Source organism: Arenibacter hampyeongensis, from assembly GCF_002909255.1.
Taxonomy (GTDB): domain Bacteria; phylum Bacteroidota; class Bacteroidia; order Flavobacteriales; family Flavobacteriaceae; genus Arenibacter; species Arenibacter hampyeongensis.
Genome location: NZ_PIOB01000008.1, coordinates 18,002 through 32,923, shown reverse-complemented (window position 1 = coordinate 32,923; position 14,922 = coordinate 18,002). Strand labels below are relative to the sequence as shown.

The following is a 14,922-nucleotide window of genomic DNA, read 5'->3' as shown; positions in this document are numbered from 1 at the left end:
CGAACAAATGAAACCTAAAATGACCTTAAAAAACATAATATGCACCTCTTTATTACTATTCCTTTTTGGAATGCTACCTGCTCAGAACCTGTTGCAAAAGGCCAATACTTTTATTAATAGTTTATCAGAGGAAGTAAAATCCAAAACCCTATTTGACTTGGAAGATTCCGAACGTTTTAACATGAATTATGTCCCCATTCCACGAAAGGGAGCAACCTTCCATGATTTTAATGAAGTACAAAAAATAGCGGCGCTTGACTTGCTGAGAGCCTCTTTGAGTGAGGAAGGTTTTCGCAAGTCCCAAGAAATTATGGAACTGGAAAAAGTACTAAGGATCATTGAAAATAATGATGCCGATAAAATGCCAGATGGCAGACCAAGACGTGATCCGCTAAATTATCACTTTTCTATTTTTGGCACCCCATCCATGGACAAACTATGGGGGTGGCGATTTGAAGGCCACCATCTTTCCTTAAATTTTACTTCCACCCATGGTGTCATTGGCTCCTCAACCCCAACCTTTTATGGAACTAACCCAGGCATTGTCCGTAGCACGGAATACAAGGGCAAAGAAGTACTAAAAAAAGAGGCCGAACTAGGCTTTTCACTTATAAACTCCATGACACAAGAGCAGTTAAATACTGCTTTATATTCTGATGTTGCCCCGGGCGATATTATATCCCTAACCAAAAGAAAGGCGGAACCAGTAGAGCCTATGGGAATCTCCTATTCCGATTTGTCCCAAATCCAGAAGAATACTTTGATGGAACTACTAGACCTTTATATTGAAAATTATGAAAGCGATTTCGCCTCAGGATTTAAGGACAAAATAGACAAGGCAGGAATGGAGAATTTAAATTTTGCCTGGTCCGGAAGCTTAGTGCCCGGAAAGGGACATTACTTCCGACTTCAGGGTCCTACCCTACTTATCGAATACGACAATACCCAGAACGATGCCAATCACGTGCATACCGTTGTTAGAGACCTTACCAATGATTACGGGGAAGATTTATTAAAAAAGCACTATGAAAAGGACCACAAACATTGATTTTAAAGAATTAGACCTTTATACCTCCTTATGTTCTACGCCTTATAATAAGTGGATGAAAAAAGTTATAAAATTGTTTTTAGTACTTCCTATTCTGATTTCGGTATCCTGCAAATCACTACATACATCAATAATTGCCAAGGATGCCAAAGTACAATTGGTAGCCACCGATTATACTTTTACTGAAGGTCCGGCTGTAGCTCCCAACGGAGATGTATATTTTACCGACCAGCCCAATGACCGTATCATTAAATGGTCTGCTAAAGATAAAGCGGTAGCTGTATATATGGAACCATCAGGGCGATCCAACGGACTCTACTTTGACCACCAAGGAAATCTCTTGGCCTGTGCCGATGATAAAAATCAACTGTGGCGAATAGATTCCCAAAAAAATGTCACAGTCTTGATTGATGATTTTGAAGGCAAAAAATTAAACGGCCCCAACGACCTATGGGTAGACCCCAAAGGTGGTATATATTTTACGGACCCTTTTTATAAACGTCCATATTGGACGCGAACTGAACAGGAAATAGAAAAACAACGTGTTTACTACCTTACTCCCGATCAAAAGAATATTGTTATTGTGGCCGAGGACTACGTAAAGCCCAATGGCATTATTGGCAGTAAAGACGGCACGCTTTTATACGTTGCTGACATTGGAGATAAAAAAACCTATTCCTATACCATAAATCCGGATGCCAGCTTAAGCAACAAAACCCTATTTGCCAATATGGGTTCGGATGGAATGACCATGGACAACCTAGGCAATGTATACCTTACAGGGGATGGAGTTACCGTGTTTGATCCTCTAGGGAAACAAATTTTACAAATTCCCATAGATCAGAATTGGACAGCCAATGTAACCTTTGGAGGAAAAAACCAAAAAACCCTATTTATTACCGCAATGACGGCATTGTATGCCTTGGAGATGAATGTAAAAGGAATTAGATAAAACCTCATTTAATAAAGGTGTTTACCGTAAACTTATAGCCTAGACTATAAAGACACATTTAGGCAGAAACTCTAAACAAAAAGGGGGGCTTTAGATACTAAAGAAAAAAATAATTAAAACTCATTATCATGGAAAAAGGAATGATTAAAGTTAGTGTTTTGTATCCTAACGGAGAAGGCAAAAAATTTGATATGGACTATTATTGTAACCAACATGTACGCCTGGTTGGAGAATTATTAGGGGATTCTGTTAAGGCTGCAACCGTTGAGAAAGGTCTTGGAGGAGCTAACCCTGGTTCATCGGCAACTTATGCCGCTATGGGAAATTTATACTTTGAATCTATGGATTCTTTTCAGAATTCCTTCGGTCCGAATGCGGAAAAAATTATGGGTGATCTTCCAAATTACACCAATATAGAACCTATTGTTCAAATTAGTGAGGTAATGTTATAAGTGGTGAGGATAGTACTCCGTGCTAGTTGATCAAATCGAACATGCGACTATATTTAATAATAATACTATTATTTAAGGGGTCGCCTTCGCGAACATTATAATTATAGACCACAAATAGGCCGGTATTGGCACGTTGCAACCAACCCAATCGCAAATTAACTGCCCACAGTTCATTGGCTGAATTGTTTTGAACCAAACTCTGAACGTACAGATTTGGCCTAAAGGAATAGGTTATTTGGCTTCGGAAAATATTCGCGGTAAAATCCCCGACAGGCAATTGATAATTGTTGTAGAGATAAATAAAATCTGAATTAAATTTATCCCCCAACCTGATGCTCAAAGTTCCACTTTGTTGATAACGTTTACCCCCAAAGGAGCCACCAATTACGGAACGTACATTTACCGAAACCGGATTGCTCTTATTGGTGAAGAAAACCAATTGGGATTCCGAATGCCTATAGGTTCCTGGCAGCACGGTAATTCCTTCCGAAATTTCGAAAGGATCCAAAACCCCTTCTGTGGTAAGGTTTAAGCCAGTATGGATTTCCATCCCACTTTTAAATTCCCAATGGTTGTCAATATGTGTATAGCTAGTTTCCTGAAAGCCTTCAAAATTCCAAAAACTGTTATAGGAAATATGAGGCCTTAATTCCAATATAACCGAGTTTTCATTTTTTGGCCTATAGTGATATAGGACGCGGGCCTCAGGTTTCCTGAAAGCGGAGCGCTGCAAAAATCCAACTTCGGGATTAAAGCCTTCGCCAACCTCGGTATACCCTGCTCCTACTTCCCAACTATTCCATACGTAATCTGTTTTCACCCTAAATGAATGTTCATTAATGGTATCCATTGGTCCATTGGTTTGGGCATAGAATCCTGTCATCCTAGCCTTACGTCCCAGGCCAAGTTTGCCATCAACTGCAATGGTACTGTTAAAATCATCTTCGATACCAATTCCTGAGCGATTTATAAATGCTGCGCCCAAGGCAGACCGACCCTTAAATTCATGGTTTACCCTGGCCACTGTAAAATTATTCTTATTTATCCCAGCATCTTCAACCTCATCCGTAAACATGGTCAAAAGCCCTATATTGGTGCGGTCCAATTTGCCGGATAATCTAGCTCCACCAATTATTGGTACGATATTTCCATCGTCCCCAATTCCAATTCGCCTGCTAAAGAATAGGTCTACTTCCCCAGGGCTCCCAACACTGAACAAACCCGCATTCTCCAAAAAGAATGGCCGCTTTTCCGGAAAGAACAAATTAAAACGATCCAAATTTACTTGCTGCTCATCTACCTCAACCTGGGCAAAATCGGTATTATAGGTAAGGTCCAATGTTAGGCTGGGTGTAATACTAAATTTTATATCCCCGCCCACTTCCGGGGTAAATTTTGCCTTAGGGTCATTGGACTCAAAATCTTTTGCCAACTGGCCCAAAACATAGGGAATTACCTTTAAATTTCTAGGCGTTTTTAAATCCAGCCCTGTGAGCGTGCCTGCCAAAGAGAGCCTATTTAAATTAAATCCAATAGGCATGGGCGACCAATATACAATTTCATTGGTCTTTCTGATATTTCTTCGAAAATTAATGCCCCAATCCTTCCCGGCCTGAAATCTTAAGGTGCGCAAAGGGATGGCGAATTCTGCACTCCATCCTTCGGAATGAACTGAGGTCCTGACCTTCCAAGAACCGTCCCAGTTTAGATTAAACCCACCAATAGTTCCTCCTTGTTGTCTGTTTGTATTCTGGTTGCCCTGGCCCTCATTGTCTACCTGGGCATCATATTCAACACCCAAGGAATTGGTGCCAAAAATAAAACCGTTCTGATTATCCTTATAAGTGTCCACTATGAAAAGAAATGCATCCGTATTATCCAGGGAAGCATCCCTTCTGGCATCTGATACCACCAAGCCATCTGGATCTGAATCATAGCAAACTACGGCCAAATAAAAAGTATGCTCGGTGTAAGCAATCCTTATCTCGGTACGTTCACTGGCGGCTTGCCCAAAATTAGGTTGATTTTGCAGCAAGCCACCAAACGGTTTTATTTTTTGCCAAACCTCATCCTTTAACACATTGCCGTCGATCAAGGGATCAGTTTCTATGGGAATTGCCATAGCGGTTGGCCGGTGGGAAGTATCATTATCTAAATCCGTGGTTTGGGAATATCCCTCGCTCCAAAAAAGAATAAATGAGAAAAGAACAACAACGAATTTAGGTTTGAACATCTAATTGTGGTTTGTTGGTATTGGTTTGGATGACTACACTAATATAATAACAATTAAGTAGTTATCAGAAAACTTTTAAAATCTTATCTTTAAATCAACAATCAATATGTAACATGAAAAATTTAAAACTATTACCCACATTTTTAATCCTGCTATTATTTCTAGTTGGCCCTGTCAATGGGCAATCAGCCTCCAAGGAACTCCCGAGCGTGACAATATCGGGTGTTGATAAGGAAAGATTAAAGAGATATGATGCATTTTTAGAAAATGAAATTGATGAAGGAAAAATTCCTGGGGCTGTTTCATATATTATGCGGAAGGGAGAAATTGTACACGAGGTGGCTTATGGATACAGTAGTTTGAATGCTAAAACACCTATACAACAAAATCAATTGTTCCATATCATGTCCATGACAAAGCCCATCGTAACCGCAGCGTTTATGATGTTGTATGAAGAGGGATATTTTTTCCTAACGGATCCGGTCTCCAAATATCTACCCCAGTTCAAGAACCTAAGGGTGGTCAAGGATGTTAATCAAGGTGCAAGCGGAGAAACCGAACCGGCCAATAAGGAAATTACCATTTCCCATCTTCTGACCCACACGGCGGGATTTTCACATGGTCTGGGTGGCACAAAATTGGACAACGAAATTGCCAAAGCACTTTACTCCGAACCGCATAAGGATATAGAAAGTAGGGTAAATGCCATGTTAAAACTGCCATTGGTAGGTCACCCTGGGGAACAATGGTATTACAGTGCGTCCCCTGATGTCTTGTCTTTGCTCATTGAACATTTTTCCGGTATGACCACTTCCGAATTTTTAAAGCTAAGGATATTTGACCCCTTGGAAATGAACGATACCGGCTATAATATTTCCAAAGAAGATAAGGCCCGATGGATGCCCGTCCACAATTTGGACAAACAAGGAAAGCTGGTCAATTCCGATTCCCAATTGCCAATAGACGGCAATACCATTTATGGGGGTACCCATGGGCTTTTTTCCAGTGCCCTCGACTATATGAAATTCTGCCAAATGTTACTTAACAAGGGTGAATTTAAAGGAAAACATCTACTAAGTCCCAAAACTGTGGATATTATGACCATGAACCAGGTTGGTGACCTATACGAAGCCCCGGGACAAGGTTTTGGATTGGGCTTTGGCGTAACTACCGATGTAGCCGCAAGTAAATCCCTGGGGTCTACAGGCCAATATTATTGGAGTGGTGCCTACTGCACCTATTTCTTTATAGACCCAAAGGAAGAACTCATTGTAATCCTAATGAGTCAACTCCAACCTTACAGCAATTATTATGGCGAAAAAATGAGACAGATGGTCTACCAATCCCTTATAACAGAATACTAAGCCCTTATCCATGAAAAATTTCATCCTTTTTCTTCTTGCCTTTCCAATATCCCAAATGATATTTTCGCAGGAAATTGTTATACTACCACATGAGAACAAAACCGAATTAATATGGCAAGGGGGTGAAAAATCTACTTATTCCGAACAATGGCAAACCGAATTGATTTCCAATGTTTCTACGCCAACCCTGCAAATATTTAGAGCGGCACCTTCCCTAAATACGGGAACCTCCGTTATTATAGCACCTGGTGGTGGACTTCGGGTATTGAGCATCAACAGTGAAGGTGTGGATGTAGCAAAGTGGTTGAACACCAAGGGAATTACGGCATTTGTCCTCAAATACAGATTATTGCCAGAAAATGACACGGTACTCCAGAATGAAACCAAGGATGATCAGAATGCTTCTTCGGCAATGACAAAAAAAGTAGCAAATGTCCTGGAACTGGCTACTTCGGATGGTTTAAATGCAATGGACTATGTTAGGAGCAATGCAAAGGTATTGGGAATAGACCCTGATAGAATAGGATTTATGGGCTTTTCCGCTGGTGGTGCAGTAACCATGGGCGTTACTTTTAATTACACTAAAGCCAATAGACCAGATTTTATAGTGCCTGTATATCCTTGGATGACAGTTTTAGGCACCTACAACGTTCCCCAGGACGCACCACCAATGTTGATTATTTGCGCTTCCGACGACCAATACGACCTAGCTCATGAGAGTATAGATCTATATTCGGCCTGGTCAAAGTCGGGAAAGAGTGCAGCAATACATATGTACTCCAAGGGAGGGCATGGTTTTGGTATGAAAACCCAAGGCTTACCCTCGGACAATTGGATATCGCGTTTTTACGAATGGTCCTTGGCCGAGAAAATTGTGGTAACCTCCCAGCAACCTTAAGGAGAGACCGATCAAGGTTGTTGTAACCAACAGCGAGAGCATTATGTTACCTGTCGAAAATTATTTGATGGAAGTGATAAAAATTATAAATTAACCTCCTATTTAAATGAAATTGAAAAAACGAATATTTTTAATCTTATTTTTTACGGCCATTGGTTACGGTCAGAAAGCCCCGGCATTCCAAAATGAGGTGATGGCTATACAACAAAAGTATGACACCCTTTGGGATTCTTCCAAGGAAACCATAGTGTTTACAGGGAGTTCAAGCATAAGAATGTGGAAAGACCTAGAGACGATGTTCCCGGACCGCCAAATTATCAACTCAGGCTTCGGTGGCTCCCAGTCTTCAGATCTATTACACTTTTACAACGAGCTTATTTTACGGTATAACCCAAAAAAGGTTTTTATCTACGAGGGCGATAATGATATTGCTTCCAAAAAAAAAACAAGGGAAATTATTGACAACACCCGTAAAATTATCGATAAAGTTAGGGAAAGGGATAGCATGACCCAAATTGTAATCATTGCCGCCAAACCCAGTATATCCCGATGGCATTTAAAAAGGAAATATAAAAAATTAAACAGGCACTTTAAGAAACTATGTGAAAAAGAAGGTGACCTGGAATATGCCAATGTATGGGATGTAATGATGGAGAACAAGAAAGTAAGACAGGATATATTTCTCGGTGATGGACTTCATATGAACAGTAAGGGGTATGATTTGTGGTATTCCGTCATCCAACCCTATATGAATTAATGCTAATTAACCCTAAGCCCATAAAACTCTAACACATTCAATTTCAATGAAAAAATCCATTCTTATCAAATCATTAGTTGTTCTAGCTGTATTTTCCGCTTTTATTGCTTGTCAACAGGAAAAAAAGAAGGTCATTAACTTTCCTACGACGGATTTGTCCTCAGAAAATTTAATTCCAAGACCCCTAAAGATTGTGGCAACCAATAGCGCTTTTGGGTTGGATAGAAATACTGTCATCTATACCTCTCAAAATACCGCTGGTTTTACAGAGGTTGGGGAGTTCTTGTCGGAAAAGATAAAATGGCATACTGATTTGGACCTAGCTGTTAATTCAACAACCAATACCTCGACGGAGCGTATAATCTTTATCAACCAGTCCGATAGTACCGCTATTTCTTCAAAGGAGGGTTACGATTTATATATTACCCAAGATTCAATAATCCTTAACGCAAAGACAGCTGAAGGGGCCTTTAGGGGTGTTCAGACCTTAAGACAAATTATTCCGGAAATAAGTAACGATACCCTATCAGAAAATAAAATGTGGTTGATTCCAACCGGTAAAATTACGGACAATCCCAATTTTGAATATAGGGGATCTATGTTGGATGTAGCAAGACACTTTTTTAGTGTAGAGGATGTGAAAAAGTATATTGATATATTGGCCTATTATAAAATTAATACGCTTCATTTGCATCTTACCGATGATCAGGGCTGGCGCATAGAGATTAAATCCTGGCCCAAACTTACAGAGATTGGAGGCAGTACAGAAGTAGGTGGTGGTCCTGGCGGATTTTACACCCAGGAAGACTACAAGGATATTGTTACCTATGCTGCCAAACATTTTATAACCATTGTCCCCGAGGTAGATATGCCAGGCCACACCAATGCAGCATCTGTGGCCTATCCCATTCTAAATGGGAATGGAAAAACACCCAAACTTTATACGGGAACCCAAGTGGGGTTCAGCACTTTTGATGCCAATAAAGACACTGTTTATGCCTTTATTGATGACGTAGTGAGGGAGATATCCGCGATTACCCCTGGCCCCTATTTTCATGCTGGTGGTGATGAAAGCCATGTTACCAAGAAAAAAGATTTTATTCATTTTGTTTCCAAAGTGGACAAAATAGTCAAGAAATATGGCAAAAGAATGATAGGTTGGGACGAAATCGTGCACGCTGATGTAGATACCACTGCCATTGCACAATTTTGGGCCAACGAAGAAAATGCCAAAATAGCTGTTGAAAAAGGCTTAAAAGTCATTTTATCCCCAGGTAAAAAAGCCTATTTGGATATGCAATATGACACCCTTTCCAAGTACGGTCTTCATTGGGCAGGATATATCCCAGTGGATACCGGCTATGTATGGACCCCTGAAAGATATGTCCGAGGCATTAGTAAAGAAAATATCTTGGGTGTGGAAGCGCCTTTATGGTCCGAGACAGTTAGCAATATGGATGAATTGGAGTATTTGGCTTTTCCCAGAATGATCGGTTATTCGGAACTTAGTTGGAGTACCGAAGAAAACAGAAATTGGGAAAATTATAAGGTAAGGTTAGGAAATCAGGCACCGTATTTGGATAAAATGAATGTAAAATACTATCCTTCCGAATTGATTGAATGGAAAAAAAGCAAGTATACCTACAAAACAATTCAAAAAGACTAATCCTATAAAAAGCCTTGGGATTGGAAACTTAATATTTTATATATTGTAAAGCCCTATTTATCATTTTCGACCTGTTTAGCTATTTAACGTAATATAAATACTAAACCAATGAAAACTCTTACTCTAGTTATTACCCTGCTATTGGGGCAAGTTTGCTATCCCAATATAGAAAATGATTCCATACCCAAAGCTGAGGTAGCCACTACCATGCAAAGTGTTACCATAAACGGAAACACCATCTATTTAACCGCAAAGGCTGGAACATTTGAGCTAAAGGACGAAACCAACAAACCCATTGCATTAATGGGCTTTACTTATTACGCAAGGGACTCCAAAAGAGGGTTGGCTACACAAAGGCGACCTATAGTTTTTGCCTTTAACGGAGGCCCCGGATCATCTTCCTTTTGGCTACATATGGGCATTTTAGGACCCAAGAGAATCGTAGTGGACGACCCAAAATCAACACCGGCCGCTCCCTATAAAATTGTGAACAACAACTACTCCATCCTTGATGTTGCCGATCTTGTAATGTTAGATCCCGTAGGTACTGGTCTAAGCATACCTATAGGAAAAGCCAAGTTTAAGGACTTTTGGGGGGTAGACCAGGATATCAGGAGCCTTTCCCTATTCATCACACAATTTCTAATCCACAATGACCGCATGAACAGTCCCAAATTCCTCTTGGGAGAAAGCTATGGGACCTTTAGGAACGCTGGCTTAATGAATACCCTATTGAACCAGGGTGTTGCCATGAACGGTGTTATAATGGTCTCTGCAGTGTTTGACCTTAGGACCTTACTATTCCCTCCCAATGACGACTTGCCGTATATAGTTCATTTTCCTACCTATGCCGCTACGGCATGGTATCATAATAAAATAGCCGACAAACCGGAAAATGTATTTGAGTACCTAAAGACCGTAAGATCCTTTACCGAAAATGAGTACACCCCCGCCCTGTTTAAAGGAGATCAGATTTCCGAAAATGAAAAAGCCAACATTGCCTCGAAACTGGCTTACTATACCGGCACAAATACAGATTACTGGCTAAAAGCAGATCTAAGGGTAGATGCCTCTGAATTTTTTGCTGAATTTTTACGGGAAAATGGTGAAATAGTAGGAAGATTGGATTCCAGATTTACGGGAATAAATCAAGATCTATTATCCCAGGAAGGAAGCCATGACCCTCAAAGTTTGGCTATTTCCCCTGCATATATAAGCGGGTTTTTAGATTATTTTTACGGCGACTTAAAAGTGAATAAAAATTTATTGTACTCCATCACAGCGGGCCGAAGGGATGGATTTAAATGGGATTGGACCCATAAAGGAAATGAACGGTGGGGCACTTCGGCGGCAATTAATACCGGAATTGATATGGCCACGGCACTTTCTCGAGATCCCAACATGAAAGTTCTTGTACTGAACGGCATATACGACCTGGCCACGGTTTTCTATGGAGTGGAACATAGCATCAACCACTTGGGCCTTACGAAAGAAATCAAGGATAACATTACGATGGAATATTATGAGGCGGGCCATATGATGTATACCCACAAACCTTCGATGGAAAAATTCAAGAAAGACGTTTCCCAGTTTATACTAAACGCATCAAAATAAAAGGCAAAAAGTCGTCCAAATAATAAACCCATTTAATTTTAAATGGGCTGAAGCATTATGTATTAGGACGACTATGTCCTATTTCCATTCAAAATCGCCATTTTCAATGGACCAATCATTACCAAAAAATCCTGCACACTTTACGGCAGAAGTTCCTTGGTCCAAAACAGTTTCGTCAAAAAGCATTAAATCTGGAAATGTAGTTCCGTTCACCAAATAATGGTTGGCATAGGCCGCTTTCATTCCCAGAAGTCCCGTAGCAGTTACCACACCAACACTGGCCACGTCACTATCAGCCCTAGGAACTATAAAATACAGGCCCCAATTGCCGCCACTGATACTTCTACTTCCGAAATTTAATTTATTATTGAATACTTGGACCGGACTATCCTTTAATAATTTATCCCATGCGGCATTATTATTTTTATTACCGTAGACCACAATATTTCTATTTGGGTATTCCTTGGCGGAGAAGTCAATATCAGCAACCAATTCAATATTGCCATTGGCCTTGTACCAGAAAGTATCAGCATCGAACCTAGCCTTATTATAGTACCAGTCATTCTCGGCCTGTGACCCTTTGGTAGCATAAACAAAGGCCACATCGTTTCTAAAGGCATCCTTAAACCCTCCATTCCTATGTGGACCTTTTTCTTCCATAGAGGGATTGGATACAATTTTCCATTCCCCATCCATTACCTTAAAAAATGTTTTTTCTTTGGATGAAATGCTAATTTCTTTACCGTTTAGTTCAATACCCTTGATTTCGCCCGGCAATTGGGAGAGATCTATTTCCAGTAAGGACACATTTTTGGTGTCTACCTTAAAATCGGGGTCCCATGTGAAGTCAAAGGAACTAACCTCAAAAGGAACTTGTTGTTGGTGTATGGAAATAAAATGGGAAGAAGAAGATACTCCAGGTGAACCCGTACTGAACTCCAATTTTTTAATGTCCTGGACCTCTGGAATGGTCCGTTTTTCAAAGAGGTTAAAAATTGGTTCCCAATCTACACTATGGTCCCCATACCAATGCGTTCCTCCTGGATATTCGTAATAGGTGAAATCAGGGTGAAATGTACCCAATCGCTCCCTCATATCACGGGCAATGGATGTAGGAACTACATTATCCTTTTCACCATGTAGCACGTACACTCCGTGGTGTAGATAATTTCGAATTAATTTCAAAGTCCTACTGGGCGTACCAGCTCTTTCTATAATGTTTTCGACCGCCGTAGGAACCACCTCTGCTGTCATTCGCTCGAACATTTTGGGTGTAATTCCATATCGGGTTCTTTGCTCCTCGGTAAGTTCAGCAATTCTCTCGGAACGCCCCCCTCTGTACAACAACAAATCAGGATATCCGGCACAGGGCGCTATTGCCGCAAAATGGTCGGGGTAGGTCGCACCTAAATACCATGTGCCATGCCCGCCCATGGAATGTCCGGTTAGGTAAATTTTACTATTGTCCGGTTTAAAAAGTTTTTTGCTATCTGCCAATACTTCCATTGCATCCATTCGCCCCCAATCTTCCCAAGCAAATCCAAACGGTCGCCTGTTCGTTGGAGCAACCAAGTTTCCCCAATCCTTTTGCTTATAGGCATTAGCCTGGTTCACAGCTTCCACGGATGCCCCGTGTACCGAAAGAAATAGTGCAGCACCTTCAGCCTTTCCGCTTTTGTCCGGGGCTACACTGTAATACTGTACACTGTTATCAATATTACTTATAAAGGTTCTCTTATGATGTTTAAATTTGGATTTCACATTTAAGGATAAAGTTTCATTGGAAACCAATTGTCCATTCTTTTGTTTCAACTGTAAATCGACATTCACATGTTCGTAAGTGGAATCCAAGGTTGTAGATGGAATGGAAAAAGGAATTTTATACACTGAAAAAGGTGGAATATCGGAAACCACTGTCGTAAGTTCCTTTTCATTGACCTTAGCCACTATAGCATAATCCTTTACCCAATTTTCAGTAGCATTTACAACTCTAATAGCAGCCTTATAATCCTTATTTTCCTCTATTAAGAGGTCTGGAACAGTTAAGTCGCGAGTAGTAAATTGAACTGTGGTTTTGGGCTCTAATAATCGCGCCCTTATCCTAGAAAAACGGCCAACCTTCAACACGAAAACATTATTCCCTTTTTGTAATTTTAAAGGGATAAGGTTCCAGCCAAAATCATAGTGATCGCCTTCATAAGGATATCCGTTAATGGATGCCAACGAATGTCCCGAAGCTTCAAATAAAACCGTTTTTTCGGATCCTGAACTATAGGTTAGATATACATACCCTGATCGTAGATCCCTACCCGAAAAGCTATTGGTACTGTCTACCTTTATTTCACTCCATTTTAATTCCTGTCCCAAATAATCAATATCGAATACTTCTCCATTTGAGACATTCTTTGTTGGATTCATTAGGAATTGGTCAAATACCGGGTCAACGGGAAATGTTGACGACTCAAAACCGAAACTCGGAATGGTCAAGACTAGAGCTTTGTTAAATACATGAATCACTTTTCCTTCATGAATATCCTCAACCTTTTCCTTGCCAAAATATTCTACTATATTTCCGGTACGTTGTTGACCAATAAGACAGGAAGGGATAACAAGTACCATCGCCAAAACTAAAGCACTTTTCTTACATAAATTCATCATGAAAAAATTGATTAAGGAATTAAAACATTAATTTCCATAATTAGTTTGCCCTAACACAAGAATTTAGACCAACAACAACCTACCGAAGCTAAATGAAGAGTTATTTTCATATAAAGGCTCCTCAATTCTTGAGCCTTGAACTTAAAATAAGGCAAAAAAAAACCTTCGTAAACGAAGGTCCAATATTTTGCACATATAAAATCTATTCCTTTTCCTTGGAAGCTTCTTCAGTTTCTTCCACATCGGCATACTCTGTAATACCGTGCTCATGTAGCAAATTGTACCACTGAACGATCTTTTTTATATCACTGGCATATACCCTATCCTCATCATAGTTGGGAAGTACCTCGAACAAGTATTCTTCAAGTTTTATTTTATCATCCTTATGACTGACCGCGGTTTTTCCACCCTCTTCCTTTGCCTTGATCTTTTCAAACACCTCTTTTAAAGGAACTTCCTCTTCCAAGGTATAAATTGCAATCTCAGATAAGACACTTACGTTGTTCTTAAAACTAACGGTAACTTTCTTACCATCCAACAGGGATTCGGCAACAAAACCCGAACGCGTCTGAGTTAACAACTTAAAAAGACCTGGTTTACCTGCAATTGATAATATTTTATTTAAACTCATCTGTTATTTTAATTTCAGCCGCAAATATGCTACTTTTTGTTTATAATAGAAATTGTTTTAACGTGCTTTTTTCATGTTGGGAAAACGCATTCTGTATTCCACCTTTATCTTTCCCTTGGAAATATTGGTCAACCTGCCTTTTAATAGTCTCTTTTTTAAAGAGGATAATTTATCGGTAAACAATATTCCCTCTATATGGTCATATTCATGTTGAATCACCCTTGCCAAAAGACCATCAAAAGTTTCCGTATAGGATTTAAAACTCTCGTCCATATAGGAAATGGTTATGGTATCCTTTCTGGAAACGTCTTCCCTTACATCGGGAATGCTAAGACATCCTTCATTAAAAGCCCATTCCGTACCCGTTTCTTCCTTTATTTGGGCATTAATAAAAACTTTCTTAAACCCTTTAAGTGCATTTTGTTCTTCCTCTGTAAGGTCTTCGTCATCCGAAAATGGAGTGGTATCCACTAAAAACAACCTAATGGGAAGTCCTATTTGGGGTGCAGCCAAACCTACCCCATTGGCATTATACATGGTATCCCACATGCTGGATAATAGTTCTTCCAATTTTGGATAATCCTTATCTATATTATCCGCTACTTTCCGGAGTACCGGATCTCCATATGCAACTATAGGTAATATCATA

General features: G+C 40.0%; 12 protein-coding genes. 8 read left to right on the top strand and 4 right to left on the bottom strand.

The window, feature by feature from the left end; translation table 11 throughout:
- The first annotated feature begins 7 nt into the window (after nt 1–7).
- The 3 genes from CWD91_RS17270 to CWD91_RS17260 all read left to right on the top strand — a co-directional run bounded on the left by CWD91_RS17270 (nt 8) and on the right by CWD91_RS17260 (nt 2,452).
- Complete coding sequence (locus tag CWD91_RS17270) at nt 8–1,048, top strand: DUF3500 domain-containing protein (RefSeq protein WP_103442224.1); 1,041 nt, start codon at nt 8–10, stop codon at nt 1,046–1,048.
- On the top strand, nt 1,026–2,000 hold the full coding sequence (locus CWD91_RS17265) for an SMP-30/gluconolactonase/LRE family protein (protein ID WP_239985836.1): 975 nt from the start codon (nt 1,026–1,028) through the stop codon (nt 1,998–2,000). Before CWD91_RS17270 ends, CWD91_RS17265 begins: the two co-directional genes overlap by 23 nt.
- A gap of 128 nt (nt 2,001–2,128) precedes the next feature.
- Entirely contained in the window at nt 2,129–2,452 is a 324-nt protein-coding gene (locus CWD91_RS17260; RefSeq protein ID WP_239985835.1) for an EthD family reductase, read from the top strand.
- 22 nt (nt 2,453–2,474) lie between these two features.
- On the opposite strand, the gene CWD91_RS17255 is transcribed toward CWD91_RS17260, so the two are convergent.
- The gene (locus CWD91_RS17255; RefSeq protein ID WP_103442223.1) at nt 2,475–4,685 is read right to left on the bottom strand and encodes a DUF5916 domain-containing protein; all 2,211 of its coding nucleotides are present in this window, start codon (nt 4,683–4,685) and stop codon (nt 2,475–2,477) included.
- A 113-nt stretch (nt 4,686–4,798) separates the two neighbouring features.
- Between CWD91_RS17255 and CWD91_RS17250 the strand changes: the two genes are divergently transcribed.
- The 5 genes from CWD91_RS17250 (at nt 4,799) to CWD91_RS17230 (ending at nt 10,984) form a co-directional block, all read left to right on the top strand.
- On the top strand, nt 4,799–6,049 hold the full coding sequence (locus tag CWD91_RS17250; RefSeq protein WP_103442222.1) for a serine hydrolase domain-containing protein: 1,251 nt from the start codon (nt 4,799–4,801) through the stop codon (nt 6,047–6,049).
- Between the two features lie 10 nt (nt 6,050–6,059).
- Nucleotides 6,060–6,947: an alpha/beta hydrolase gene (locus tag CWD91_RS17245; protein WP_239985833.1), complete on the top strand. Its 888-nt coding sequence runs from the start codon at nt 6,060–6,062 to the stop codon at nt 6,945–6,947.
- Nucleotides 6,948–7,053: 106 nt separating this feature from the next.
- Nucleotides 7,054–7,704, top strand: a complete 651-nt coding sequence (locus CWD91_RS17240; RefSeq protein WP_103442221.1) for a GDSL-type esterase/lipase family protein — start codon at nt 7,054–7,056, stop codon at nt 7,702–7,704.
- A 46-nt stretch (nt 7,705–7,750) separates the two neighbouring features.
- Nucleotides 7,751–9,370, top strand: a complete 1,620-nt coding sequence (locus tag CWD91_RS17235; RefSeq protein ID WP_103442220.1) for a family 20 glycosylhydrolase — start codon at nt 7,751–7,753, stop codon at nt 9,368–9,370.
- A 108-nt stretch (nt 9,371–9,478) separates the two neighbouring features.
- Complete coding sequence (locus tag CWD91_RS17230) at nt 9,479–10,984, top strand: S10 family peptidase (protein ID WP_103442219.1); 1,506 nt, start codon at nt 9,479–9,481, stop codon at nt 10,982–10,984.
- Nucleotides 10,985–11,062: 78 nt separating this feature from the next.
- On the opposite strand, the gene CWD91_RS17225 is transcribed toward CWD91_RS17230, so the two are convergent.
- The 3 genes from CWD91_RS17225 to def all read right to left on the bottom strand — a co-directional run bounded on the left by CWD91_RS17225 (nt 11,063) and on the right by def (nt 14,921).
- Nucleotides 11,063–13,642, bottom strand: coding sequence for a carboxylesterase family protein (locus CWD91_RS17225; protein ID WP_239985830.1), 2,580 nt, complete (start codon nt 13,640–13,642; stop codon nt 11,063–11,065).
- 202 nt (nt 13,643–13,844) lie between these two features.
- The gene (locus CWD91_RS17220) at nt 13,845–14,273 is read right to left on the bottom strand and encodes a DUF5606 family protein (RefSeq protein ID WP_103442217.1); all 429 of its coding nucleotides are present in this window, start codon (nt 14,271–14,273) and stop codon (nt 13,845–13,847) included.
- 57 nt (nt 14,274–14,330) lie between these two features.
- A complete protein-coding gene (gene def / locus CWD91_RS17215; RefSeq protein WP_103442216.1) occupies nt 14,331–14,921 on the bottom strand; it encodes a peptide deformylase in 591 nt (196 codons plus the stop codon).
- Between the last annotated feature and the right edge of the window lies 1 nt (nt 14,922).